Origin of the sequence: Pseudomonas sp. S35 (genome assembly GCF_009866765.1) — a bacterium.
In the GTDB taxonomy this organism is placed as follows: Bacteria; Pseudomonadota; Gammaproteobacteria; order Pseudomonadales; family Pseudomonadaceae; genus Aquipseudomonas.
On record NZ_CP019431.1, the window covers coordinates 1,086,396 to 1,112,922 of the forward strand.

General features: G+C 59.5%; 21 protein-coding genes. 8 read left to right on the forward strand and 13 right to left on the reverse strand.

Annotated elements, in window-relative coordinates; genetic code table 11:
- The first annotated feature begins 113 nt into the window (after positions 1 to 113).
- Positions 114 to 359 (forward strand): hypothetical protein, encoded by a 246-nt coding sequence (locus PspS35_RS04835; protein WP_159932977.1) that lies wholly within the window; start codon positions 114 to 116, stop codon positions 357 to 359.
- 96 nt (positions 360 to 455) lie between these two features.
- Positions 456 to 716, forward strand: a complete 261-nt coding sequence (locus PspS35_RS04840; protein WP_159932978.1) for a hypothetical protein — start codon at positions 456 to 458, stop codon at positions 714 to 716.
- A gap of 98 nt (positions 717 to 814) precedes the next feature.
- Here PspS35_RS04840 and PspS35_RS04845 read toward each other — a convergent pair whose 3' ends face one another.
- From PspS35_RS04845 to PspS35_RS04895, 11 genes are all read right to left on the reverse strand, one after another.
- Positions 815 to 1,786: a peptide ABC transporter ATP-binding protein gene (locus PspS35_RS04845; RefSeq protein ID WP_159932979.1), complete on the reverse strand. Its 972-nt coding sequence runs from the start codon at positions 1,784 to 1,786 to the stop codon at positions 815 to 817.
- A complete protein-coding gene (locus tag PspS35_RS04850) occupies positions 1,786 to 2,754 on the reverse strand; it encodes an oligopeptide/dipeptide ABC transporter ATP-binding protein (RefSeq protein WP_159932980.1) in 969 nt (322 codons plus the stop codon). The genes PspS35_RS04845 and PspS35_RS04850 overlap by 1 nt, the downstream gene beginning before the upstream one ends.
- A gap of 10 nt (positions 2,755 to 2,764) precedes the next feature.
- Entirely contained in the window at positions 2,765 to 3,676 is a 912-nt protein-coding gene (locus tag PspS35_RS04855) for an ABC transporter permease subunit (RefSeq protein WP_159932981.1), read from the reverse strand.
- Positions 3,677 to 3,686: 10 nt separating this feature from the next.
- Positions 3,687 to 4,697, reverse strand: coding sequence for an ABC transporter permease subunit (locus PspS35_RS04860; RefSeq protein ID WP_017739471.1), 1,011 nt, complete (start codon positions 4,695 to 4,697; stop codon positions 3,687 to 3,689).
- A gap of 76 nt (positions 4,698 to 4,773) precedes the next feature.
- On the reverse strand, positions 4,774 to 6,372 hold the full coding sequence (locus PspS35_RS04865; protein WP_159932982.1) for an ABC transporter substrate-binding protein: 1,599 nt from the start codon (positions 6,370 to 6,372) through the stop codon (positions 4,774 to 4,776).
- A gap of 80 nt (positions 6,373 to 6,452) precedes the next feature.
- Complete coding sequence (locus tag PspS35_RS04870) at positions 6,453 to 7,850, reverse strand: OprD family outer membrane porin (RefSeq protein ID WP_159932983.1); 1,398 nt, start codon at positions 7,848 to 7,850, stop codon at positions 6,453 to 6,455.
- 170 nt (positions 7,851 to 8,020) lie between these two features.
- Entirely contained in the window at positions 8,021 to 9,625 is a 1,605-nt protein-coding gene (locus PspS35_RS04875) for an ABC transporter substrate-binding protein (protein WP_159932984.1), read from the reverse strand.
- A gap of 304 nt (positions 9,626 to 9,929) precedes the next feature.
- Positions 9,930 to 11,558, reverse strand: coding sequence for an ABC transporter substrate-binding protein (locus tag PspS35_RS04880; protein ID WP_159932985.1), 1,629 nt, complete (start codon positions 11,556 to 11,558; stop codon positions 9,930 to 9,932).
- 258 nt (positions 11,559 to 11,816) lie between these two features.
- A complete protein-coding gene (locus tag PspS35_RS04885) occupies positions 11,817 to 13,418 on the reverse strand; it encodes an ABC transporter substrate-binding protein (RefSeq protein ID WP_159932986.1) in 1,602 nt (533 codons plus the stop codon).
- 96 nt (positions 13,419 to 13,514) lie between these two features.
- A complete protein-coding gene (locus PspS35_RS04890) occupies positions 13,515 to 16,820 on the reverse strand; it encodes a DUF6543 domain-containing protein (protein ID WP_159932987.1) in 3,306 nt (1,101 codons plus the stop codon).
- Between the two features lie 169 nt (positions 16,821 to 16,989).
- Positions 16,990 to 17,700 carry an SIMPL domain-containing protein gene (locus tag PspS35_RS04895; RefSeq protein ID WP_159932988.1) on the reverse strand — a complete coding sequence of 237 codons (711 nt, stop codon included), beginning with the start codon at positions 17,698 to 17,700 and terminating at the stop codon, positions 16,990 to 16,992.
- A gap of 206 nt (positions 17,701 to 17,906) precedes the next feature.
- Here PspS35_RS04895 and PspS35_RS04900 point away from each other — a divergent pair, with 206 nt between their 5' ends.
- The 3 genes from PspS35_RS04900 to PspS35_RS04910 all read left to right on the forward strand — a co-directional run bounded on the left by PspS35_RS04900 (position 17,907) and on the right by PspS35_RS04910 (position 21,556).
- Complete coding sequence (locus PspS35_RS04900; protein ID WP_159932989.1) at positions 17,907 to 19,169, forward strand: ATP-binding protein; 1,263 nt, start codon at positions 17,907 to 17,909, stop codon at positions 19,167 to 19,169.
- The gene (locus PspS35_RS04905; RefSeq protein ID WP_003171731.1) at positions 19,162 to 19,722 is read left to right on the forward strand and encodes a response regulator transcription factor; all 561 of its coding nucleotides are present in this window, start codon (positions 19,162 to 19,164) and stop codon (positions 19,720 to 19,722) included. Before PspS35_RS04900 ends, PspS35_RS04905 begins: the two co-directional genes overlap by 8 nt.
- Before the next feature lie 100 nt (positions 19,723 to 19,822).
- Positions 19,823 to 21,556 carry an ABC transporter ATP-binding protein/permease gene (locus PspS35_RS04910; RefSeq protein WP_159932990.1) on the forward strand — a complete coding sequence of 578 codons (1,734 nt, stop codon included), beginning with the start codon at positions 19,823 to 19,825 and terminating at the stop codon, positions 21,554 to 21,556.
- Positions 21,557 to 21,626: 70 nt separating this feature from the next.
- Here the strand turns inward: PspS35_RS04910 and PspS35_RS04915 are convergent, their stop codons facing one another.
- Positions 21,627 to 22,064, reverse strand: a complete 438-nt coding sequence (locus tag PspS35_RS04915) for a DUF1043 family protein (RefSeq protein ID WP_032886236.1) — start codon at positions 22,062 to 22,064, stop codon at positions 21,627 to 21,629.
- A 147-nt stretch (positions 22,065 to 22,211) separates the two neighbouring features.
- Here PspS35_RS04915 and PspS35_RS04920 point away from each other — a divergent pair, with 147 nt between their 5' ends.
- The 3 genes from PspS35_RS04920 (at position 22,212) to zapE (ending at position 25,395) form a co-directional block, all read left to right on the forward strand.
- Complete coding sequence (locus tag PspS35_RS04920) at positions 22,212 to 22,841, forward strand: alpha/beta fold hydrolase (protein ID WP_159932991.1); 630 nt, start codon at positions 22,212 to 22,214, stop codon at positions 22,839 to 22,841.
- Positions 22,842 to 22,865: 24 nt separating this feature from the next.
- Positions 22,866 to 24,221 (forward strand): tryptophan--tRNA ligase, encoded by a 1,356-nt coding sequence (locus tag PspS35_RS04925; RefSeq protein ID WP_159932992.1) that lies wholly within the window; start codon positions 22,866 to 22,868, stop codon positions 24,219 to 24,221.
- A gap of 79 nt (positions 24,222 to 24,300) precedes the next feature.
- Positions 24,301 to 25,395 (forward strand): cell division protein ZapE, encoded by a 1,095-nt coding sequence (gene zapE / locus PspS35_RS04930; RefSeq protein WP_053131627.1) that lies wholly within the window; start codon positions 24,301 to 24,303, stop codon positions 25,393 to 25,395.
- 60 nt (positions 25,396 to 25,455) lie between these two features.
- Here the strand turns inward: zapE and PspS35_RS04935 are convergent, their stop codons facing one another.
- Positions 25,456 to 26,376: a GlxA family transcriptional regulator gene (locus PspS35_RS04935; protein WP_174244858.1), complete on the reverse strand. Its 921-nt coding sequence runs from the start codon at positions 26,374 to 26,376 to the stop codon at positions 25,456 to 25,458.
- Positions 26,377 to 26,527 lie beyond the last annotated feature (151 nt).

Sequence of the window (26,527 nt, forward strand, 5' to 3'; positions counted from 1 at the left end):
CACTGCTATCGGGGGCAAGCCCGCTCCCACATTTTTGCTTTCAACAGGCATGGGATTGGCGAGAAGCCTGCATCGGGTCTAGCGTTTACCCACCGACTGTTAAGGAGATCACTGTGCGAAAAGTTCAACGCGCCATCCCCTTGGTGTTGCTGGCCGCCCTTGGGCTGACGGCCCTTCCGGCACTGGCGGGCGCAGGAGCGCCGCAGTGGAAGGACACCGGCCCTGTCACCAAGAAAAAGCAGAACGAGGTCAACTCCGGCAGTTGGCAACCCCGAGCCCAGCCTGCGCCCAAGGAAGACGCCGAAAACCCCTACAACGAAGGCGAAGACAGCGAAACCTACGACGACGGCGACACCTGAACCCTGGCGCAAACTCCGCATCGGGGCTAGCGTCAACGCTGGCGAGGCTGAACGGCTGCCGCGCGGGATTCACCTACTGACTGGACGGAATCAACCATGAGTATTTTTCAACGCGTAGTGTTGTTGATAAAGGTGCTGGTGATGTTGTCGTTGGGGATGTCGACGGCCTGGGCGCATAACGCTGTGCAGGGCGGTGTTGCGTTGTCGGCGGCGCACAGTGCGCAGGATCTGCAACTGGCCAAGTCCGAGGCTGAACCGGGTGATCAGGACCAGGGCGGCAGTAAGGATGATGATGACTCCACCACCGACGATCCGGACAGCGATGACCCGGATGATGAAGGCGACAGCCAGACATAAAAAAACCCTCCCGCCAGGCTGATGCGCAACCTGGCGGGAAGGGCTGTAGAACTCAAGCAAGGCCCTGGAGTGAAACCCCAGGGCCTTTTTTGTGGGGGTCAGGCCACAAACTGCTCGGCATAGTGGCAAGCCACCTGCCGGTTATCCAAGGCGCGCAACTGCGGCTCCTCGCTGCTGCACCGCGCCGTCGCGTACGGGCAGCGCTTGTGGAAAGCACAGCCAGGCGGCGGGTTCAGTGGGTTAGGCAACTCGCCGACGATTTTGATCTTCGGTTTGTTCGGGTCCGGATGGATGGTCGGTGTGGCCGACAGCAGCGCCTGGGTGTACGGGTGCAGCGGGCGGGCGTAGATGTCGTCCTTGGGGCCGACTTCCACCGGGCGACCGAGGTACATCACCATCACGTCATCGGCAACGTGCTGCACCACCGCCAGGTTGTGGGAAATGAACACGTAGGCCGTGTTGAATTCCTGCTGCAGGTCCATGAACAGGTTGAGCACCTGGGCCTGGATCGAGACGTCCAGCGCCGAGGTCGGCTCATCCGCCACCAGCACCTTGGGTTGCAGCATCATCGCGCGGGCCAGGGCGATGCGCTGGCGTTGGCCGCCGGAGAACATGTGCGGGTAGCGCTGGTAATGCTCAGGGCGCAAGCCCACTTGCTTCATCATTGCCTGCACTTTCTCGCGGCGTTCGGCAGCGGACAGGTTGGTGTTGATCAGCAGTGGCTCGCCGAGTTGATCGCCGACTTTCTGCCGGGGGTTCAACGAGGCGTACGGGCTCTGGAACACCATCTGCACGTCTTTGCGTAGTTGTTTGCGCTGAGCCTTGTCGGCCCCGGCGACTTCCTGGCCGGCGATTTTCAGCGAGCCGGACGACGGCTCTTCAATCAGCGTCAGCGCACGGGCCAGGGTGGATTTGCCGCAACCCGACTCGCCGACCACCGCGAGGGTCTTGCCGGCTTCCAGCTCGAAGGACACGCCATTGAGGGCGCGCACGGTGGCGTGGCCCTTGAACAGGCCACGGGACACTTCGTAGTGACGGGTCAGGTCGCGGGCGGTAAGAACGACGGCCATTACGCCACCTCCTGGTTCAAGGGGTAGAAGCAGCGCGCAAGGCTGTTGGATTTAGGGTCAAGGCCCGGACGGGTCTGGCGGCAGCTGTCCTGCACATACGGGCAACGCGGCGACAGCAGGCAACCCTGCGGGCGGTCATAGCGGCCGGGCACGATGCCCGGCAGCGTGGCCAGGCGCGAGGCGCCGAGGCTGTGCTCGGGAATCGCCTTGAGCAGGGCTTCGCTGTACGGGTGGGCCGGGATGTCGAACAGTTGCGGCACCTGGCCGACTTCCACGGCTTGGCCGGCGTACATCACGCACACGCGCTGGGCGGTTTCAGCCACCACTGCCAGGTCGTGGGTGATCAGCACCAGGCCCATGTTCTGTTCTTTCTGCAGGGCCAGCAGCAGCTCCATGATCTGCGCCTGGATGGTCACGTCGAGCGCGGTGGTCGGTTCATCGGCGATCAACAGCTTCGGCTCGCCAGCAATGGCCATGGCGATTGCCACCCGTTGGCTCATACCGCCGGACAGTTGGTGCGGGTAGGCGTCCATCCGGCTGGCAGCGCCTGGGATTTCAACCTTTTCCAACAACTCGATGGCGCGCTTGCGCGCTTGCTTGCCGGACATTTTCAGGTGCAGGCGCAGCACTTCTTCGATCTGGAAACCCACGGTGTAGCTGGGGTTCAGCGCGGTCATCGGGTCCTGGAAGACCATCGCCAGGTCTTTGCCGACGATCTGGCGGCGCTGGCGATTGCTCAGCTTGAGCATGTCCTTGCCGTCGAAGGTCAGCGCGTCGGCGGTGACGATGCCAGGGTGCTCGATCAGGCCCATCAGCGCCATCATGGTCACGGACTTACCCGAACCCGACTCGCCAACGATGGCCAGGACTTCGCCCTTGTCGACCGAAATATCGAGGCCATCGACCACCGGTACAGCGGTCTTGTCGCCGAAGCGTACGTTGAGATTCTTGATTTCTAACAGTGACATGGGAATCTCCTCAGGCGGCGTTCTTGAGTTTCGGGTCCAGCGCATCGCGCAGGCCGTCACCCATCAAGTTGATTGCCAGCACGCTGAGCAAAATGGTCAAACCAGGCAAGCTCACCACCCACCAGGCGCGTTCGATGTAGTCACGGGCCGAGGCCAGCATGGTGCCCCACTCAGGGGTTGGCGGTTGAACACCAAGACCGAGGAAGCCCAAGGCCGCCGCGTCGAGGATCGCCGAGGAGAAACTCAAGGTGGCCTGTACGATCAGCGGTGCCATGCAGTTGGGTAGCACGGTGATGAACATCAGGCGTGGCAGGCCGGCGCCAGCGAGGCGGGCGGCGGTCACGTAGTCACGGTTCAGCTCGCCCATCACCGCTGCGCGGGTCAGGCGTACATAGGATGGCAACGACACGATCGCGATGGCGATCACGGTGTTGATCAGGCCAGGGCCGAGGATTGCGACGATGGCAACGGCCAGCAGCAGCGATGGCAGGGCCAGCATGATGTCCATCAGACGCATGATGGTCGGGCCAAGCAAACGCGGGAAGAACCCGGCGAACAGGCCCAGCAGGATGCCCGGGATCAGCGACATCACCACCGACGACAAGCCGATCAGCAGCGACAGGCGCGAACCCTGGATCAGGCGCGAGAGCAGGTCACGGCCCAGCTCGTCGGTGCCGAGCAGGAACTGGATCTGCCCGCCTTCCAGCCACGACGGCGGGGTCAGCAGGAAGTCGCGGTATTGCTCGCTCGGGTTATGCGGTGCCACCCAGGGGGCGAAGATCGCGCAGAACACGATCAGCACCATGAATGCCAGGCCGGCAACTGCGCCCTTGTTCTTGGAGAAGGCTTGCCAGAATTCTTTGTACGGCGACGGATACAGCAGGCTTTGATCGACTGCTGACACGGGAGTAGGTGTGGTCATGGTCATGATCTCAGCGCTGGTGACGGATGCGTGGGTTGGCGAAGCCGTAGAGGATATCCACCACGAAGTTCACCAGGATCACCAGGCAGGCGATCAGCAGGATGCCGTTTTGCACCACCGGGTAGTCACGTGCGCCAATGGCTTCGATCAGCCATTTGCCGATGCCGGGCCACGAGAAAATGGTTTCGGTCAGGACCGCACCGGCCAGCAGCGTGCCGACTTGCAGGCCGACCACGGTGAGTACCGGGATCAGTGCGTTGCGCAGGCCGTGGACGAATACGACGCGGGCCGGCGACAGGCCTTTGGCCTTGGCGGTACGGATGTAGTCTTCGCGCAGCACTTCGAGCATGGATGAACGGGTCATCCGTGCAATCACTGCCAACGGGATGGTGCCCAGTACGATGGCCGGCAGGATCAGGTGGTGCAGGGCGTCGAAGAACGCGTCGGGCTCGTCAGCCAGCAGCGTGTCGATGAGCATGAAGCCGGTGCGCGGCTCGATGTCGTAGAGCAGGTCGATCCGCCCGGACACCGGGGTCCAGCCCAGGCTGACGGAGAAGAACATGATCAGGATCAGGCCCCACCAGAAGATCGGCATCGAGTATCCCGCCAGGGAGATGCCCATCACCCCATGGTCGAACAGGGATCCTCGCTTGAGTGCCGCGATCACCCCGGCCAACAGGCCCAGGATGCCGGCGAACAACAGGGCGGCCATGGACAGTTCCAGGGTCGCGGGGAAAAGGGCGGTGAACTCGGTCCACACGCTGGTGCGGGTGCGCAGCGATTCGCCAAGGTCGCCTTGGGCGAGCTTGCCGACGTAGTCCAGGTATTGCGCATACAACGGCTTGTTAAGGCCAAGGCGCTCCATTGCCTGTGCGTGCATCTCGGGGTCGACGCGCCGCTCGCCCATCATGACTTCGACGGGGTCGCCAGGGATCATGCGAATCAACGCAAACGTGAGCAACGTGATGCCGAAAAACGTGGGGATCAATAACCCCAGTCGGCGGGCAATAAAACTAAACATCTTGTTGTGTACCTCAATCAGCCGGTTAGGCAGGTTCGGCGCCGTCCCAGTGGGCGGCGCCGAGCGTTTCTCTTATTTACTTCACCTGGGTGGTGGCGAAGTTATTGGTGGTCAGCGGGCTTTGGGTATAACCCTCGACGTTTTTGCGCATGGCGGTGAACATTTTCGGGTAAGCCATGGGAATCCACGGTTGGTCCTTCTCGAAAACCGCCATGGCTTGTTGATAGAGTGCAGCCCGCTGCTGGGGTTCAGCATCGGCGCGGGCCTTGTCGATCAAGTCCTGAAACTCTTTGTTACACCAGCGGGCGTAGTTTTCGCCGTTTTTCGCTGCATCGCAACTGAGGTTCGGCGTGAGGAAGTTATCCGGGTCGCCGTTATCACCGGCCCAACCGGCTGAAACCATGTCGTGTTCACCGGCCTTGGCGCGCTTGAGCATCTCGCCCCACTCCATGACCTTGATGTTGACCTTCAGGCCAATCTGCGCCAAATCCGCCTGCATGCGCTGGGCACCGAGCATCGGGTTGGGGTTGGTCGGGCCACCGCCGTTACGGGTGAACAGGGTGAATTCGGTGCCTTCCGGTACGCCGGCTTCCTTGAGCAGGGCACGGGCCTTGTCCAGGTCGCGCTCGGGGTTTTTCAGCGTGTCGTTGAAGCCCAGCAAGGTCGGCGGATACGGGCCGGTGGCGTCGACGGCGTTGCCTTTGCCGTACAGCGATTCGTTGTAGCCTTTCTTGTCGAACGCGATGTTGATGGCGTGACGTACCCGCGCGTCGCTCATGTACTTGTGCGTGGTGTTCATGGCGGTGTACGCGGTGGTCATCGCGGCCAGTTCATCGACTTTCAGGTTCGGGTCTTTCTTGATGCTCGGGATGTCATCAGGCTTGGGGTACAGCGCGACCTGGCACTCGTTGGCCTTGAGCTTTTGCAGGCGCACGTTGTTGTCGGTGGCAATGGCCAGGATCAACGGATCGGCCGGCGGCTTGCCACGGAAGTAGTCCGGGTTGGCCTTGAAGCGTACTTGGGCGTCTTTCTGATAGCGGGTAAAGATGAACGGCCCGGTACCGATCGGCTTGGCGTTCAGGTCATCGGTCTTGCCGGACTTGAGCAACTGGTCGGCATATTCGGCCGAATGGATCGAGGAAAACGCCATCGCCAGGTCAGCCAGAAACGGTGCTTCAGGACGGGTCAGGGTAAAGACCACGGTGTGATCGTCGGTCTTCTCTACGCTCTTGAGCAGCTCCTTGAAACCCATGCTCTCGAAGTACGGGTAGCCCACGTTGGACTTGCTGTGCCACGGGTGTTTCGGGTCCAACTGGCGCTGGAAGCTCCATAGCACGTCGTCGGCATTCAGGTTGCGCGTGGGTTTGAAGTAGTCAGTGGTGTGGAACTTGATGTCGTCACGCAGGTGAAAGGTGTAGGTCAGCCCATCGGCGCTGATCTCTGGCAGGTCTTTGGCCAGTGCAGGCACCACTTCGGTGGTACCGGGTTTGAAGTCGACCAGGCGGTTGAACATGGTTTCGGCAGCGGCGTCGGCGGTGACGGCGGTGGTGTACAGCACCGGGTCAAAACCTTCCGGGCTGGCTTCGGTGCAGACCACCAGCGGTTTGGCCGAAATTCCGACCGCCACGCTCAACAGCGCAGCAGCCACGGCAGCTTGTAGCGGGAGCATTTTCATTCGGAGCCCTCTGCAATCGATGGGACCAGACAAGCGTAGACGGCAGACTCGTCCTGAGCCCGCCGTTTACCTGGCGCTGATTAAAGAATGTTGAACGGGATGGTGGTCACCAGACGGAATTCTTTGATGTTACCGTCAGGCTGTTCTGCGCTGGCGCGGTGAGTCACGTAGGTGCCACGGATAGTGGTGGCCTTGAGTGGGCCGCTCTGAATCGCGTAGGTGGTGCCAACGCCGTATTCCTGGTGCTTCTCGCCGTCCATCAGACGCAGGTCGCTGCGGGACTTGCCAGCGGTGCCATAGGCCGTGCCGGTGTAGTGGGTACCGTCGATGCCCCAGCCGCGTGCCGAGTAGATGTTGAACTTCAGGCCTGGCACGCCGTATTCGGCCATGTTGATGCCGTAGGCGACCTGGAAGGACTTCTCGTTCGGGGCGTTGAAGTCGGACGTCAGGGAGTTGGCCAGGTAGATGCCGTTGGTTTCGTGCAGGTAGTCGAAGTACTCGTTACCGTCAACTTCCTGGTACGAGAAGGTCAGGCTGTGAGCCTTGTGGGTCAGCCCCAGGGACAACGAGTAAGTGTCGTTGTCGATGTTGCCCATCTTCTTGCTGCCGGTGTCGGTGGTTTTGTAGTAGTTCAGGCCGGTGGTCAGTGCCAGGGTCTGTGCATCACCCAATTGGTGGGTGGCACCGAAGTAGTACTGGTTCCAGAAGTCTTCGACGTTAGCGGCGAAAACGCTGGTCTTCAGGCTCTTGAACGGCTGGTAGTTGAAGCCCAGGGTTTTGACCTTGTCGGTCTTTTGGCCATTGCCGTACTCGGATACGAATTTGGTCAGGCTCTGCTCGGTACGCGGCGAAACGCGATCGAAAATACCGCCTTGGAACGACAGGTTGCTCAGCTCTTCGCTGTTGAAGCTCACACCTTCGAAGCTCGACGGCAGGGCACGGTTGCCGATGGTGTCGACGATGCCGCTGCTGAAATTCTGGCGACCGGCGGTCAAGGTGGTGTTGGATACGCGGAACTTGACGTTAGCCAGGCCCAGCTTGCTCCATTGGCCTACTGCATCACCGTCGGAGTCAGCCAGGGTACGGTTGGAACCGCCCTTGATATCTCGCTTGCTCCGGTCCAGGACCACGGTGTTGTAAGCCGCGACTTCGGTCGCCACACCTACGGTTCCTTGGGTGAAGCCCGAGGAGTAGTTGAGGATGGTGCCCTGTACCCAGTTTGTGCGGTTCGCGTCGGTGCGCGTCTGATTGTGTTTCTCATAGGAGAAACGCTGGCCACGGAATTTCTTCTCGGTGGAGTACCAGTTACGTGTGGTGCCGCCCAGGCTTTGACCGTCAATAAAACCCGTGGCCTCGCTTTGGGCGCTGGTGCCGGCCAATGTGGTAGGAACGAAATCCTGGCTCTGGGTTTCAGCGTACGCAGTTGCCGTGATGGTGCTGATGGCCAGGGCCAGAAGCGCTTTGCTGCTCAGTTTCATGGGTGAAGCTCCTTTGGTTCTCTTTTTTATGCCGGTCTTTTTAGGTGAACCGACTATTGGTGTGTAACTCGTTCAGGCACTTGCAAACGTTTGCCGTAGGAAATTTCCCAACAAATGGCTGCACGTTTGCCGGAGAGCTGACTTCGCTCTCCTGCAATCCGGTTATTTTCTTATGGGGTAATACTGACGCCCGAGAACACGTTGCGGCCGAAGGGGCTCACTTTGAACCCTTCGACTTTGGCGCTTAACGGCTGGTTGACCGTCGAGTGGGCGACAGGCGTGATCGGCACTTGCTGCTTGAGCAATTGCTGCGCCTGTTTGTAAAGAACAGTCCGTTGTTCGCGGTCGGTGACGACCTTGGCTTGCTTGATCAGCTTGTCGTACGCCGGGTCACACCACATGGAGTAGTTGTTCCCGCCGATGGCGTCGCAGCTGTAGAGGGTGCCCAGCCAGTTGTCCGGGTCGCCATTGTCGCCGGTCCAGCCGATCAGGCTGATATCGTGCTCACCGTTCTTGGTGCGCTTGATGTACTCGCCCCATTCATAGCTGACGATCTTCACTTTCAGGCCGATCTTGGCCCAATCGCTCTGCAGCATTTCGGCCATCAGCTTGGCGTTGGGGTTGTACGGTCGTTGCACCGGCATCGCCCACAGGGTGATTTCGGTGCCTTCCTTCACGCCGGCAGCCTTGAGCAGTTCCTTGGCTTTTTCCGGGTTGTAGGCGGCGTCCTTGATGGTGTCGTCGTAAGACCACTGGGTCGGCGGCATGGCATTGACCGCCAGTTGCCCCGCGCCCTGATACACGGCGTTCAGAATGCTCTGCTTGTTCACCGCCATGTCCAGCGCCTGGCGTACTTCGAGCTGGTCGAAGGGCTTGTGGCGCACGTTGTAGGCGATGTAGCCGAGGTTGAACCCCGGTTTGGTCAGCAGTTGCAGGGTCGGGTCGGCCTTGAGCGCATCGACGTCAGCCGGACGCGGATGCAGGGTCACCTGGCATTCGCCGGCCTTGAGCTTCTGCACCCGCACCGAGGCGTCGGTGTTGATGGCGAAGATCAGTTGATCGAGCTGAACACGGCTCGGGTCCCAGTACTGTTTGTTGCCCACATAACGGACCTGCGAGTCTTTCTGGTAACGCTGGAACACGAACGGGCCAGTGCCGATCGGCTTCTGGTTGATGTCGCTGGGCTTGCCGCTCTTGAGCAACTGCTCGGCGTATTCGGCCGACAGAATCGAGGCGAAGCTCATGGCGATGTTTTGCACGAACGCGGCGTCCACCGTGTTCAGGGTCATCACCACAGTGTGTTCGTCGGTTTTCTCGACCTTGGCAATGTTCTTGTTCAGGCTCATCCCGTTGAAGTAGGGAAACTCGGTGGGGTAGGCCTTACGGAACGGATGCTCAGGGTCCAGCATGCGGTTGAAGGTGAACAGCACGTCGTCGGCGTTGAAGTCCCGCGTCGGCTTGAATTCCTTGTTGCTGTGGAATTTCACCCCTTCACGCAAGTGAAAGGTATAGGTCAGGCCGTCTTCGGAAATATCCCACTTGGTCGCGAGGCCCGGCACCACGTTGGTTGCGCCTTTTTCAAACTCGACCAGGCGGTTGTACAGCGGCTCGGCCGCGTCGTTGTCGGTGGCGGTGGTGTATTGCGCGGTGTCAAAACCTGCCGGGCTGCCTTCCGAGCAGAACACCAGGCTCTTCTTGTCGGCGGCGTGGCCCATCGTGGCGATGGCCAGCAGGCTGGTGCCAAAAATAGCGGATAGAACGGTGGTATGGCGCATGACGATCCCGATCCTTGTTTGTAGTTGTCATCAGCAAACCATCACCCTGGCGCTCGGCCAGGGAGATATCACTGATCCCACACACAGCAAGTGCCTTTTCCAAGCTGGAGCCTCTGCTGTCCTACGACGGTATGGGTCGTGGACTTCAGAGTAAATGCGCCAAATCAGATTGACCTTGTAGGCAACGGAGACATAGATCGCAGCTCGTTGCTGTAGGAGGCAACGATTGCGAACGTAGTCTGTTTCCTATAGGTCCGGCGGATGCACTAACGGCGACGTTATGAAACGTCGCCGTCAATGATCCTTACTTGCCGCTGACGCTCACGCCGTAGAACGAGTTCAAGCCAAATGGGCTGATCTTGAAGTCCTGTACGGTGTTGCGCATGGGTTGATACACCGTCGAGTGCGCGATAGGTGTCATCGGGACTGCATCTTTGAGGATATGTTGCGCCTGCTTGTACAGCTCGGTGCGTTTGGCGACATCCGATGTGGCCTTGGCTTCTTTCACGACGCCGTCGAATTTCTTGTCGCACCACTTGGAGAAGTTGTTGCCCGACAGGGAGTCGCAGCCGAACAGCACGTTCAGCCAATTGTCCGGGTCACCATTGTCGCCGCTCCAGCCAATGATCATGGCCTGGTTCTCGCCACCCTTGGAACGCTTGATGTACTCGCCCCACTCGTAGCTGGTGATCTTGACCTTCAGGCCGATCTTGGACCAGTCGTTCTGCAGCATTTCAGCCATCAGCTTGGCGTTCGGGTTGTAAGGGCGCTGCACCGGCATCGCCCACAGTACGATCTCGGTACCTTCCTTGACGCCTGCTTCCTTGAGCAGCGCCTTGGCTTTCTCGGGGTCGTAGGCGGCGTCCTTGATGGTGGTGTCGTAGGACCATTGGGTCGGCGGCATGGCGTTGACGGCCAGTTGGCCGGCGCCCTGGTACACGGAGTCGATGATCTGTTGCTTGTTCACCGACATGTCCAGCGCCTGGCGCACGCGCAGGTCAGCCAGCGGGTTGGGCTGGTCGCTGCCCTTGACCTTGTCCATGACGTTGTAGGCGACGTAACCCAAGTTGAAACCGGCCTGGTTCGGCAGTTTCAGGTCCTTGTCTTCACCCAGCGCCTTGAGGTCGGCCGGGCGTGGGAAGAGGGTGATCTGGCATTCGTTTTTCTTGAGCTTCTGGATGCGTACCGACGGGTCGGTGGTGATGGCGAAGATCAGGTTGTCGATCTTGACGTCTTCAGGCTTCCAGTAGTCTTTGTTGCCGGTGTAGCGGATGTTCGAGTCTTTCTGGTAGCTCTTGAACACGAACGGGCCAGTGCCGACCGGCTTCTGGTTGATGTCCTGCGGCGTACCGTTCTTGAGCAGTTGGGCGGCATATTCGGCCGATTGGATCGACGCGAAGCTCATCGCCATGTTCTGGATGAAAGCGGCGTCCACGGTGCCAAGGGTGAACTTGACGGTGTGGGCATCGACTTTCTCGATGTTCTTGATGTTGGTGTCCATCCCCATGTCCGTGAAATACGGGAACTCAGTAGGGTAGACCTTACGGAATGGATCGTCTTTGTTGATCATCCGATTGAAGGTGAACAGTACGTCGTCAGCCGAGAATTCACGAGTGGGCTTGAAGTACGGGGTGGTGTGGAACTTGACGCCTTCGCGAAGGTGGAAGGTGTAGGTCAGGCCGTCCGGGGACACGTCCCAGCTCGTGGCCAGGCCGGGAACGACGGCGGTGCCGCCACGTTCGAACTGGCTCAGACGGTTGAACATGGTTTCGGCCGAAGCATCGAAGTCTGTTCCGGTGGTGTACTGGCCTGGGTCGAAACCGGCCGGGCTCCCTTCGGAGCAGAACACCAGGTTAGTCGCCGCTTGGGCGAAAGGGGCTGCGGCCATAAGGCCCGCGCTAACGATTAACGGAATGACTGCGTGTTTAAGCATGTTGGCCTCATGATTTGTTGTCATTTTTGGTGGTGAGGGCGACCTCGTGAGTCGGCCTGCGGATACTTATGCAGGCGCCATACCCATTGCAAGATGCTGAACTGCCGCAAGCCGGAAAGAGTGGTACGAACGTACAGGAATGTCGCAATTATGAAACTTTCGACATAATTGTGCCTGTTTTGAGGGTTTTTTCGGTGCATCTAGCGCACCAAAAAAGCCCAACCGAAGCGTCTGGCGCACTCGGTTGGGGCGCTCTTGTTACTTATCTAGACTCACGCCGTAGAACGGCGTCAGCCCAAATGGGCTGATCTTGAAGTCCTGCACTTCTTTGCGCAGTGGCTGGAAAACCGTCGAGTTTGCAATAGGCGTTATAGGTACCTGTTCCTTAAGGATTTTTTGTGCCTGTTGATACCACTTGATACGCTGCTCGCGGTCGCTGCTGACCTTGGCCTGCTGCACCAGCTTGTCGTAGGCCGGGTTACACCATTTGGCGTAGTTGCTGCCCTTGACCGCGGCACAACTGTAGAGCACGCCAAGCCAGTTGTCGGGGTCGCCATTGTCGCCAGTCCAGCCGTAAATCATCGCATCGTGCTCGCCATTTTTAGCTCGCTTGATGTATTCGCCCCACTCATAGCTGACGATGTTGGCCTTGATGCCGACCTTGTCCCAGTCCTGCTGGATCATCTGGGCGGACATCCGCGCATTCGGGTTGGACGCGCGCTGGACTGTCATGGCCCACAGGTTGATGGTGGTACCGGGTGCAATCCCTGCTTCTTTTAGTAGCGCCTTTGCCTTGGTCGGATCGTAGGGGGCGTCCTTGATGCTTGGGTCATAAGACCACTGCGCCGGTGGCAAGGCGTTTTGCGCCAATTGCCCGGCGCTCTGGTACACGGCCTTGATGATCGCCGGCTTGTCGATGGCCATGTCCAGCGCTTGACGCACCTTGAGTTGATCCAGCGGCGGGTGGGTCACGTTGTAGGCCAAAAATCCCAGGTTGAACCCGGCCTGTTGCAGCACACGCAGGTTGGGGTCCTGTTTCATCACCTCGATGTCGGACGGGCGCGGGTAGCCGCTGACCTGGCATTCGCCGGCCTTGAGTTTTTGCAGGCGCGATGCCGCATCCGGGGTGATGGCGAAGACCAGGTTGTCGAGCTTTACATCCTCGGGTTTCCAATACTGTTTATTGGCCACATAGCGGATCTGCGAGTCTTTCTGGTAACGCTTGAACACAAAGGGGCCGGTGCCTATCGGCTTCTGGTTGATGTCTTCGGCCTTGCCTTCCTTGAGCAACTGGGCGGCGTATTCAGCGGATTGGACCGAGGCGAAGCTCATGGCCAGGTTCTGCACGAACGAGGCATCGACGTTGTTAAGGTTGAAGCGCACGGTGTGTTCGTCGAGCTTATCGACGCTCTTGATCGTGGTGTTCAAGCCCATGTCGGTGAAGTACGGCGACTCGGACGGATAGGCCTTGCGGAACGGGCTTTGGGCATCCAGCAGGCGATTGAACGTGAACAGCACATCATCGGCATTGAAGTCGCGCGTCGGAGTGAAGAAATCGGTGGTGTGGAACTTGACGCCGTCGCGCAGGTGGAAGGTGTAGGTCAGGCCCTCTTTGGATACTTCCCAGCGTGTCGCCAGGCCAGGCTCGACCTCGGTACCGCCACGCTTGAACTGGGTCAGTCGGTTGAACACGGTTTCGGCTGAGGCATCAAAGTCGGTGCCACTGGTGTACTGGCTGGGGTCAAAGCCAGCGGGGCTGGCTTCGGAGCAGTAGACCAGGGTGCTGGCTGCCTGAGCCATTGGCATGAACGCCAGCAGGCCAGCGGCGAGGAGGAGCGGTTTGAAGGCGATTCTTTCCATGGAGACCCCTGAAATGGCAGGTGTATAAACACTGCCCAAACGAAAACGGCGGTGACCGAGGTTACCGCCGTTCTGGCTCATGAGGTAGCCGTCGGGCTATTTCATGTTTTGGGTAACGGATGTGCTCATGGTAAAGGGCGCGCGTTTTTCGATGACGTAGGGGTTTGCCTGCTCGTTCAGTCTGTTGCTTTCCGTAATCCGGAAGCTTCGCTGTGCGGTGACCTCCAACTCGGGAATCACTGCCGCATCTTGATCCAGGTCGAGCAAGACAAAGTGGGCGTTGAAGCTGACTTCAGCTGTTTTGGCAGTTGGATCATAGGTGATGACGTAATGGGTGTTCGTACCTCTGAACCCTACATCGTCTTGCAGTAGATTCATCTTCAACTCCACCGCAGTGGGAGCAATACTGCCCTGATGAGCGACTTCCGATATACGCGAACGCAAGTTGGGGTCAGGGATAGCGCTTTCGAACTGCAGCAGGCGCTTGCGCAGCGTTTCTCCATTGGCAGGCCCTGTGGCGTCCAGCTCCTGGGTGACGAAGCCATTGGGTTGTTTTATCCGGACGGTGTAATTATCGCGGTTTAAATCCCTTGTAAAATTAGACGAATAGGGCGTTGGGCCATTCTCATGGGGCTCTGCCTTTTCGCTTGGGAGAACCTCGAAGTTATTGTCCTGGACGGTCCAGGAAACAGTCATTTTTCTTTTGAGGGTTCCTGCCTCTTCAAAGTTACTCAACGCTTGGTCGTAAGCGATGTTGCTGTCGTATTTGAAGAGCTGGTCAAACCTGGCGGCGCCACTTTTTTCAGGATCGCCCAAGATCTCGAAGCCGTTCGACAGCCTTGGCGTTAGCTTAATGTCGCTTCCGGAGGGCGGTACGGGCGCACCCTTCCACTGCCACCGTGTACCACCGTTTGCAGGGGCGCGTACCCATTCGCCCTCTCCCTTGGCGTATACCGTCATCACCGGCTTGCCTGTCCCGGGATCGACGATCTCGACATAGTCATTGCTCAATTTGAAGTCGCCTTTTATTTCATAGACCTGGCGGCTGCCGGTCGCGTCGGTATAGCGGACAAACCATCTGTCCTGGCCCGTTGCTGGGTCTTTGGTCTGGTACATACCCTTGGCGTTACGTACCGCATCTTCAATGAGCTGTTCAGCGTTCTTTACCGCGTATTGGCTGATATTGCCCGCCTGGCTGGGCTGCAGGGGGTTGGGGGGCGGCAGGGTTTTGGGGCTTTCACCCCGAGGACGCTCGCTCGGAGTGAGTGCGAGCGGTTTTTCTTCAGGGGGAATGAACGGATCCTCAGCCTGGCTACTGGCTCCGATCGAGAACAAGGTGTTCAACAGGCCATCGAATGCCTTGCTAGCGCCGTCGTTGCGTTCAGCCAGCGTATCGCCGGATGCTTGTTTTTGCGCCCCTAGCGCCAGCTCAGCCAAACTGGTCGCAACGGCAGCAGCGGCCACGGGCGCGGCAATAGGCGCCAGTTTGGCCAGCAAACCGGCTGCAACGGTGATGTCGTTAAGCCAAGTGTCGCGTGTCACCTCGCTGTTGGACTTGATCATAACGTCGGCGTCATGAGTCATGCGTGCATGGGTGGCCGAAGTTATGGCAGAGAAAACGTCGTCTTCAATGTGCGATCCTGCGCCGGTCAATGTCCTGCCTTTCAGGTTACCGCTGGCCAGTTGTTCGAGAGTGGTTTCCAGGCCTTCTGTTTTTCTGCCCACATTTGTTAACCACAACACGGGCATGAACACCTTTGCCAGTTTTTCAATCGTGCCGGGCTCATGGTCCTGGCGGGCGATCAGCGGAAAATGAGCAGTCAAGGACGCGCGTTTTTTCGGGTCCTTGGCTTGGTCCATCACCCATTGATCCAGTTTCTCCTGGGAGTCGAACCGGAGAAAAGCAGGTGCCGAACCGGGAATGTAGAGGACCTGGCGGGTCCCGTCGGCAGCACTGAATCGCACAATATCGTTAGACAGCAGGCCCTTGATATTGAATGCGTACGCGTGGACCACACCTTTTGCAGGAGCCTGGGCGCTTAGCTGCTGCATCGTGAGTGGTGCATTTTCGTCGAGTGGGAGATTGGACGCCGCGCCCATGACTAAACGGTAGTCCTCACGGGTGAACCGATGCTCGGGCGCTAGCAGCATTCGCTCGGCGGGTGGCCTATCGGCGGCGGCGTTCAGTTGCTTTCGAGCCTGGTAGACGAATTCGCCTTTGATCGCGGTCTGGTAGTCATGGCTTTTTGCGTTCCAGAAACTGTCGATTTTTTGCGTCATGACTGCTTGGAAGTCGGTTTTCCAACTCGCGTGCATAAGTGTCGACGGCGCCAGGGGGAATTGGTTATGCGCACCGTATCCTCCGGTTTTACTTTTTCCGGGGCCGTCTCTATATAAACCGCCTTCCGAGTCCAGGTTGCCGGGAACCCAGTCGCCCTCGGAGAAGTTTTTCAGCAGTGCATCCGGCAGGCGCAGAGAGGCGGTCGGCTCCTCGTTCATGTGCTCCCAGCCGGTCGCCGTTGAGGCACTTTGAGAACCATTGAAACGGTTCAAGTAAATCGTATCGGCGTCCACGTGCTGGCCGGTCAGTTTGAAAATGACGGACTCCGCCCATTGTTTCGCTTGCGCGCGCACGTCAGGCAACACCTTGGCAACCTCCACCGCCAAGTGTTTGTAGGCCAGGGCTTGCGGCGCTTGGGTATAAAACTTTTCGGCGCTGAGTTTGAGGGTATTCAAGGCTTGCGCCGAGCGACGGTTGGCTGGGCGCACGCGGTCATCCGGCGCGATGGGGTCGAAGGCTTCGTTGTGCTCCAGCCGCCGGATTTGTGCCCTGGCCTCGGCCAGTGATGTCGGAAGGGGTTCACCCTGAAAGTTGGCGATCACGCCTGCGCGCACTTGTATGGCGTCGTCGCCAAAGCGCACCTGCAACCGCTCGACAGTGCCTGGCGCGATAACCTTGGCGACCTCGACAAGCGGGCGGCTCACTTGTCCCCAGCCAGAATTGTCGGTGAGGGCGAAGGTTTTCATTTCCCCGTTGGCGTTGGCTGTCAGGGCGCCTGTGCGAGGGTTGATGGTCAGGATTGTGTTCTGATCGATCTTCTGTTCATGCATCCAGCCTTGAACGACGGGGTGCTGCCATTGCGCCCGATACAGTTCTAGCCATTGGCCCAGGGTGCTCTGGGGCGGAACCTTGACAGGCCCGGGGTTGTTACCCAGCACTTTGTCCTGCACCGCAGCCATGTAAGCGTTGAGCAGCGCGGTTTCGTGAGGGGAGGCTGTTGTGCGGGGCTCGTTCTGGGTGGGCCGCGTTATGGATGATTGGGGTGTTTGTGTCGGCTCAGTCGGTAAGCGGTTTATGTGTTGCTGCTGTGGCAGGGGTGTATGGATGACAGGTGAGGACATGATTTCAGGTCTCGTGACATAAATAGATGTCGCCACAACACTCCCTGTTGGCTATGGCGCTATTTGTGTAGCGAATACCCCGTGATTGATTCCTGCGAATGTACCGCTGCATATGACAACGGGTGAAAAAAAGCAGCCTGCACAGGCTGCTTTTTTGTCGACGCTGTGGTTATTGCAATACTTCGATCACGCCATCGGCACTCATGCTGACCTGGCTGGTGCCGGCTTCCACTTCCGGGGTCGGTGCCGAATCCATCATGGCTGCCTTCATCATCATCCCTCCACGGGCATAAGGTTGTGGGTAGCCATTGGTATTGAAGTTCAAGTTGACGATCTTGTAGCCCTTGCCGCCCAGCGCGTCGGTGGCCAGTTGCGCACGGGCTTTAAACGCGGCAACGGCGTCTTTGAGCAGGGCATCTTCGCTGGCCTTGCGCGTGGTATCGGCGATAGCGAAGTCCATGTTTTCCATTTTCAGGGTATTGAGCAGTTCACCGGTCAGTTTGGAGAGGGCCGGGAAGTCCGCACTTTCCAGGCGCAGTTCGGCGCGTTCACGCCAGCCGGTGATCTTCTGGTTCTTGTTGTCGTAGATCGGGTAGCTGTTGCGGCTGCCTTGGCGCAAGGTCACGGCCTTGACTTCACGGGCCTGGCCCAGGGCCTTGTTCATTGTGGTGGTGATTTCGGCGGCGAGTTTGGCTGGGTCCGCATTCTGGGATTCGGTGTACAGGGTGACGATCATCTTGTCGCGGGCAACCTCCTGGCTGACCTCGGCGCGCAGGGAAATCTGGTTGTAGTTCAGTGCGTCGGCGGCCATGGCTGGAAGGCTGGCCAGGGTGGCGGCGCTGAGGGCGATGACGACTGCACTGCGAATGAAACGAGACATGGAAGCTCCTTAGGGGGTGTTCGTATCGGTATGACTGTAGACGGTGGCATCGGGTTCTTCGGGTTTACACATCACCTACAAATGTTCGTGGTGCCGACGAACGGTCATCTGCCCAGGCTGCGGCAAAGAGCCACACGCGCCGTGCCAGCAGGTCGGCTTCGTTTATACTCCTGCCGATCTGCTCGCAGCGCCCACCGGGAGAGCTCATGCTCGCCGCCGTAAAACTGACTTCCGCCACCCGCCAGAATCTCTGGCGCCTGACGTTCATCCGTACCCTGGTACTGGCCGCACAGGCTGGTTCGGTCGGGCTTGCCTATTGGTTCGACCTGCTGCCACTGCCGTGGCTGCAACTGGGCGTGACCCTGGGTTTCTCGATCGTGCTGTGCGTGTTCACGGCTATCCGCTTGCGCACCACGTGGCCGGTGACCGAGCTGGAATACGCCCTGCAACTAGCCTGCGACCTGTTTATCCACAGTGTGTTGCTTTACTTCTCGGGTGGTTCCACCAACCCGTTCGTGTCTTATTACCTGGTGCCACTGACCATCGCGGCGGTGACGTTGCCCTGGCGTTACTCGGTGGCGCTGTCGGGCATCGCCCTGACGTTGTACACCCTGCTGCTGGCGCGCTTCTACCCGCTGCAAACGTTCCCCATCGCCCGGGAAAACCTGCAGATCTACGGGATGTGGCTGAGTTTCGCCCTGTCTGCCGCCGTCATCACCTTCTTCGCCGCCCGTATGGCCGAGGAGCTGCGCCGGCAAGAAGAGCTGCGCGCCATTCGCCGTGAAGAAGGCTTGCGCGACCAGCAGTTGCTGGCCGTTGCCACCCAGGCTGCCGGTGCCGCCCATGAGCTGGGCACGCCGTTGGCCACCATGAGCGTACTGCTCAATGAAATGACCCAGGACCACCACGACCCGGCGCTGCAAGAGGACCTCGGGGTGCTGCGCGAACAGGTCAAGCAGTGCAAGCAGACCTTGCAGCAACTGGTGCGCGCCGCCGAAGCCAATCGCCGCCTGGCGGTCGACATGCAAGACGTCACCCAGTGGCTCGACGAAGCACTCAATCGCTGGCACCTGATGCGTCCCGAAGCCAGCTACCGATTCCACCTGCTGGGGCAGGGCACCGTACCGCGCATGGCGCCGCCACCGGACCTGACCCAGGCGCTGCTCAACCTGCTCAACAATGCCGCTGACGCTTGCCCCGAAGGCCTGGGCGTGCAGTTGGACTGGGACGCGGAAAACGTCACCATCAGTATTCGTGACCACGGCGCGGGCGTGCCGCTGGCCATTGCCGAGCAGATCGGCAAACCCTTCTTTACCACCAAGGGCAAAGGCTTCGGCCTGGGCCTGTTTTTGAGCAAGGCCAGCGTGACCCGCGCGGGCGGCTCAGTGAAGCTCTATAGTCATGAGGAAGGTGGCACGCTCACCGAGCTGCGCCTGCCCCGTGTCGCACGAGGAGATATCGATGAGTGACGAGATCCAAGTCGAAGGCGAAGAACTGCCGCACCTGCTGCTGGTAGATGACGACGCCACCTTTACCCGCGTCATGGCGCGTGCCATGAGCCGTCGTGGTTTTCGCGTGAGCACCGCAGGTTCGGCCGAAGAAGGCCTGACCATCGCCCAGGCCGACCTGCCGGACTACGCCGCGCTCGACCTGAAAATGGACGGCGACTCCGGCCTGGTGCTGCTGCCCAAGCTGCTCGAACTCGACCCGGAAATGCGCGTGGTGATCCTCACCGGTTACTCCAGCATCGCTACCGCCGTCGAGGCCATCAAGCGCGGCGCCTGCAACTACCTGTGCAAACCGGCGGACGCCGATGACGTGCTGGCCGCGCTGCTGTCCGAGCATGCCGATCTCGACACCCTGGTGCCGGAAAACCCGATGTCGGTGGACCGTCTGCAGTGGGAGCACATCCAGCGCGTCCTCACTGAACACGAAGGCAACATCTCCGCCACCGCCCGTGCGTTGGGCATGCACCGCCGCACCCTGCAACGCAAGCTGCAGAAGCGTCCGGTACGACGCTGAACCTAGGCTGAACAACCCGCTTCAGGCCGCACGGAGCCCTGAACCGATCAACTATGATCGGTTCATACACCTGTCTCCTCTTTCCTACCGAGCCTGAACCATGAATCAGAACGCTGAGTACTCTGCGGTCAACGATGCTGTGCGCGGGCAATTCCTACCCAGGGTGTGGCGACTGATCACTCCGTACTGGCGCAGTGAGGAGAAGGGCCAGGCCTGGCTGCTGTTGCTGGTGGTGTTGGGCCTGTCGCTGTTCAGCGTGGCGGTGTCGGTGTGGTTCAACAGCTGGAACCGCGACTTCTACAACGCCCTCGAACACAAAGACTACGATGCCTTCACCCACCTGCTGATGTACTTCAGCCTGATCGCTGTGGTGGCGATCGTGACCGGCGTGTTCACCTCTTATCTGCAGCAAATGCTCACCATCCGCTGGCGGCGCTGGCTGACGCAAACCTACTTCGCCCGATGGCTGGGCCACAAGAACTACTACCACCTGGAATACGGCGGCTATACCGATAACCCCGACCAGCGTATCTGCGAAGACCTCAACGCGTTTACCAACGGTACGCTCACGTTGGGATTGGGCTTTGTCAGCAACTTGGTGAGCCTGGTGTCGTTCTCGGTGATTCTGTGGGGCGTGTCCGGCAGTATCGAGGTGTGGGGCATTTCCATTCCTGGCTATATGTTCTGGGCCGCGTTGGTGTATGCGCTGGTGGGTAGTTGGTTGACCCACTTGATCGGTCGAAAGCTGATCGGGCTGAGCAACCGCCAGCAGCGTTTCGAAGCCGACTTGCGTTTCAGCCTGGTGCGGGTGCGCGAGAATGCCGAAAGCATCGCGCTGTTCAATGGCGAGCCCAATGAACATCAGCAACTGAGTGCGCGGTTCGGGCGGGTGTGGAGCAACTTCTGGAGCATCATGCAGGTCAAGAAACGCCTGAGTTTTTTCACCAGCGGCTATTCGCAGATCGCGATTATTTTCCCGTTTGTGGTGGCGGCACCGCGCTACTTCGCCGGCAAGATCGAGCTGGGTGTGTTGATGCAGGTGGCCCAGGCGTTTGGCAGTGTGCAAGGCAGCTTGAGCTGGTTTGTCGACGCATACACCCTACTTGCCAGTTGGCGCGCCACCTGTGACCGCCTGCTGAGTTTCGGCCAGGCGATGGAAGAAAACGAAACCCGCACCCTGGGCATCGCGCTGCAGCAGCAGGGCGGTGATCTGCAAGTGAGCGACCTCAGCTTGGACCTGGCCGACGGTCGTCATTTGCTGCAAGGCGCCAACCTCACGGTAGCCGAAGGCGAACGCCTGATGCTCAGCGGCCGTTCCGGCAGTGGTAAATCCACCCTGCTGCGGGCGATGGGCAACCTGTGGCCCAACGGCCACGGCAACATTCGCTTGCCGGCCGAGCGCTATCTGTTCCTGCCGCAAAAGCCTTATCTGCCGATTGGCACGTTGAGGGCGGTGCTGAGTTATCCACAGGCGGACGGCGGTTATCCGGCAGAACGTTATGCACAGGTCCTGCAGACCTGCCGCCTGCCACACCTCATTTCGCGTCTGGACGAAGCCAACCATTGGCAGCGCATGCTCTCGCCAGGTGAGCAGCAACGCTTGGCGTTCGCCCGCACACTGTTGTTCGCGCCGCAGTGGCTGTACATGGATGAAGCCACCTCGGCTATGGATGAAGAGGATGAGGCGACGCTGTACCAGGCGTTGATCGATCAGTTGCCAGGGCTGAGCATCGTCAGCGTGGGGCATCGCAGCAGCCTCAAGCGTTTCCATGGGCGGCATGTGCGCATCGAAGGCGGACTCCTGCAGGAGTTAGTGCGGGAGGGGAGCTGTTAGTCGACTGAGACCCAACAAAAAGCCCGGTTGATCATCGATCAGCCGGGCTTCTTTATTGCTTGAAAATAACTTACTTCTTCAAGCCGTAATGCTCATCCAGCATCCCTGGGGCGTTTGGCGTTTTTGGCGCGTAGTCCCGTGGCGGCTCCTGGTTTTCCCGGGGTGGGGTCAGGCGTTCCCGTGGAGTTTGCGGTGCATCGGAATGCAACGCGGCCAGCAGGCGCTGACGAGTGATGTCGTCGAGGGCGAGGCGGTTGGCGCCATCGGCGAGATGATCCTGTACTTCCTGATAGCTCTGAGTGAGCTTCTTGACCAGGTTTGCGGTGCTGTTGAAGTGGGTAACAACCTCGTTCTGATAACTGTCAAAACGTTCCTGAATGTCATCCAGCTGACGCTGCGTGCGGTTAGGCGCGGCATTCGGCAGCAGGCGAGCAACCAGGAATCCAATGGCGACACCGGCAACCAGGGCAAGAGTCGGCAACAACCAAACTAAGAGCGAGTGTTCCACGAGTCCTTCCTCTATAAACGGCTTTGCTTTACGTTAACGGCTCAAACCTGCGCTGTATACCGCGATTAAGCTCGCAATGATGCCATGCACAGACTTTTAGCTAGACGAGTCGACCCTTTGAGAGGTCACGGAGTTCATTCCTTGCTCATGCGTGAAACCCCCGTTTTGATCGATGGCCCGGTAGGCCAATTGGAAGCCCTGTACCTGGATCACCCCGAGCCACGTGGCCTGGCGCTGATCTGCCACCCCAACCCGGTGCAGGGCGGGACCATGCTCAATAAAGTCGTTTCGACCCTGCAACGCACCGCTCGCGATGCCGGTTTGATTACGCTGCGGTTTAATTACCGTGGCGTCGGTGCGAGTGCCGGTACCCACGACATGGCCACCGGCGAAGTCGACGATGCGCAAGCGGCCGCCACCTGGCTACGGGAAAAACACCCCGACCTGCCGATGACCTTGCTCGGTTTCTCGTTCGGTGGTTATGTGGCCGCCAGCCTCGGTGGTCGCCTGGAAGCCAAGGGCGAAAAACTCGCACACCTGTTCATGGTCGCCGCCGCCGTGATGCGCTTGCGCGATACCGATGTGCTGCCCCAAGGCTGCCCGTTGACCCTGATCCAGCCGGAAACCGACGAAGTGGTCGACCCGCAGACCGTCTACGACTGGTCCGCTGCCCTGAATCGCCCCCATGAGCTGCTGAAAGTGGCAGAATGCGGACACTTTTTTCATGGCAAGCTCACCGATCTGAAGGATCTGGTGCTGCCGCGCCTCTCGAATTGATAGCAGTCTGACAAGCGATTAACCATGACGACTCGTACCCGTATTCTCACCGGCATCACCACCACCGGCACGCCGCACCTGGGCAACTACGCCGGTGCGATCCGCCCGGCGATCCTCGCCAGCCAGGATGCCAATGCCGACTCCTTCTACTTCCTGGCCGACTACCACGCCCTGATCAAATGCGATGACCCGCAGCGCATCCAGCGCTCGCGTATGGAAATCGCCGCGACCTGGCTGGCCGGCGGCCTGGATGTGAACCGTGTGACCTTTTATCGCCAGTCCGACATCCCGGAAATCCCCGAGTTGACCTGGTTGCTCACTTGTGTGGCCGCCAAGGGCCTGCTCAACCGCGCCCACGCCTACAAGGCTTCGGTGGACAAGAACGTCGAAACCGGCGAAGACCCGGATGCGGGCATCACTATGGGCCTGTACAGCTACCCGGTGCTGATGGCGGCGGACATCCTGATGTTCAACGCCCATAAGGTGCCGGTCGGCCGTGACCAGATCCAGCACGTGGAAATGGCCCGCGACATCGGCCAGCGTTTCAACCACCTGTTCGGCAACGGCAAAGAATTCTTCACCATGCCTGAGGCGTTGATCGAAGAAAGCGTCGCCACCTTGCCGGGCCTGGACGGCCGCAAGATGTCCAAGAGCTACGACAACACCATCCCGTTGTTCACCAGCGCCAAGGACATGAAGGACGCCATCTCGCGGATCGTCACCGACTCGCGCGCGCCCGGCGAAGCCAAGGACCCGGACAACTCGCACCTGTTCACCCTGTACCAGGCGTTCGCCAGCAAGGCCCAGGAAGCCGAGTTTCGCGAAGAGTTGCTGCAAGGCCTGGGTTGGGGCGAGGCCAAGAGCCGTCTGTTCCAATTGTTGGACGGTCAATTGGGTGAAGCCCGCGAGCGCTACCATCAACTGATGTCGCGTCCGTCGGACATGGAAGACCTGCTGCTGGTCGGCGCCAAGAAGGCCCGTGCCGTGGCTGCGCCATTCCTGGCTGAGTTGCGTGAGGCGGTGGGCCTGCGTTCATTCGTCGAGCAGGCTGCGGCGCCGGTCACTGTCAAGAAAAAGGCCGCGAAAGCTGCGCGCTTTGTGAGCTTTCGCGAAGACGACGGCAGCTTCCGCTTCCGCCTGTTGGCCGCCGATGGTGAGCAGTTGCTGCTGTCGCGCAACTTTGCCGACGGCAAAGCAGCGGGTGCAGTGACCAAGCAATTGCAAAGCGGTGTGATGCTGGACGTGCGCCCCGAGGCCCTGGGCTTCAGCGTATGGCTGGACGACGCGGCCGTGGCCGACAGCGCCCAGTTCGCCGACAGCGCGACCCGCGATGCCGCCATCCAGGCCCTGCGCGTTGCGTTGACGCCCATCGAGGATTAACCCGACCAAGGGTTGATTGCCATTATCCGGGGCCGTCGTTACAGTGACGGCCCGTTTTTGTTGCCTTGCTAACGAAATTATGACGCCCCTAGAACGATATCAAGCTGATCTGAAACGCCCTGAATTCTTCCATGACGCGGCCCAGGAAACGGCGGTGCGTCATTTGCAGCGCCTGTACGACGACCTGGTCGCGGCTTCGCAAAGCAAGCCGGGGATGCTCAGCAAGCTGTTTGGCAAGAAAGACCATACGCCGGTCAAGGGCTTGTACTTCTGGGGCGGCGTAGGCCGTGGCAAGACCTACCTGGTCGACACCTTCTTCGAAGCGCTGCCGTTCAAGGAAAAGGTCCGCACCCACTTCCACCGCTTCATGAAGCGTGTGCACGAAGAGATGAAGACCCTGCCGGGCGAGAAAAACCCGCTGACCATCATCGCCAAGCGCTTCTCCGACGAAGCGCGGGTGATCTGCTTCGATGAATTCTTCGTCTCCGACATCACCGACGCCATGATCCTCGGCACCCTGATGGAAGAGCTGTTCAAGAACGGCGTGACCCTGGTCGCCACCTCGAACATCGTGCCAGACGGCCTGTATAAGGACGGCCTGCAACGTGCACGCTTCCTGCCGGCCATTGCGCTGATCAAGCAGAACACTGAGATCGTCAACGTCGACAGCGGCGTCGACTACCGTCTGCGGCATCTGGAGCAAGCGGAGTTGTTCCACTTCCCGCTCAACGAAGCGGCCCACGAAAGCCTGCGCAAAAGCTTCCGTGCCCTCACGCCGGAATGCACCCAGGCGGTGGAAAACGACAAGTTGATGATCGAGAACCGCGAAATCATCGCCCTGCGTACCTGCGATGACGTGGCGTGGTTTGAATTCCGTCAGCTGTGCGACGGCCCGCGTAGCCAGAACGACTACATCGAACTGGGCAAGATCTTCCATGCGGTGATCTTGAGCGGCGTGGAGCAGATGAGCGTCACCACCGACGACATCGCGCGACGGTTTATCAACATGGTCGATGAATTCTACGACCGTAACGTCAAGCTGATCATCTCGGCGGAAGTGGAGCTCAAGGATCTGTATACAGGCGGTCGCTTGAACTTCGAATTCCAGCGTACGCTCAGCCGCTTGCTGGAAATGCAGTCCCACGAGTTCCTGTCTCGCGGGCACAAACCCTAAGCGATTTCCAGAGCACTGGAGATCCAATGTGGGAGGGGGCTTGCCCCCTCCCACATTTGCTTACGCGGCCTGTTGGAACTGTTGGCGATACTGGTTCGGCGACAATTGCGTGTGCTGCCTGAACAACCGCGCAAAGAAGCTCGCATCGTCGTAACCCACCTCATAGCTGATGGTCTTGATGCTCTTGCGGCTGCCCGAGAGCAAGCCCTTGGCTGTCTCGATGCGCAGGCGTTGCAGGTAATGCAGCGGCTTGTCACCCGTCGCCGTCTGGAAGCGCCGCATGAAGTTGCGGATGCTCATGCCGTGTTCCCGGGCGACGTCTTCGAAGCGGAACTTGTCGGCAAAGTGCTCTTCGAGCCAATGCTGGATCTGCAGGATGATCACGTCCTGGTGCAACTTCTGCCCACCAAACCCGATGCGTCCTGGCGAATAGCTGCGCTGTACTTCGTAGAGAATATCGCGGGCCACGGCCTGGGCGATGTTGGCACCGCAGAAGCGTTCGATCAGGTAGATATACAGGTCGCAGGCTGAGGTGGTGCCGCCGGCGCAATACAGGTTGTCGGCGTCGGTGAGGTGCTTGTCCTGATTGAGTTGCACATGGGGGAAGCGTTCGCTGAAGGCATTGAAAAAGCGCCAGTAGGTGGTCGCCTCCTTGCCATCGAGCAGCCCGGCTTCGGCCAGCCAGAACACCCCGGTGGCCTCACCACAGAGCACGGCCCCGCGCGCGTGTTGTTCGCGCAGCCACGGCAGCACTTGGGGATAGCGTGTGCACAGGGCGTCGAAGTCATCCCAGAAGGCCGGCAACACGATGATGTCGGCATCTTCCAGGCCACCGTCCACCGGCATGATCACATCGCTGAAGCTGCTCACCGATTGCCCGTCGGGGCTGACCAGGCGTGTTTCGAACGCCGGGGTCAGGCCCAGGCCTTGCTGTTTGCCGTAACGCAGGCTGGCGAGGTGGAAGAAATCCTTGGCTTGCATGAGGGTTGAAGCGAATACCCGATCAATGGCCAAAATACTGACGCGCCGCAGGGGCGTGGAGATTTGGTTAGACATAATTTCATTTATTCTTATAGGGGAAAGTGGTCACCAGACGGCTGGATCGTCTTATTTTTTGTCGCATGTGTCCAGT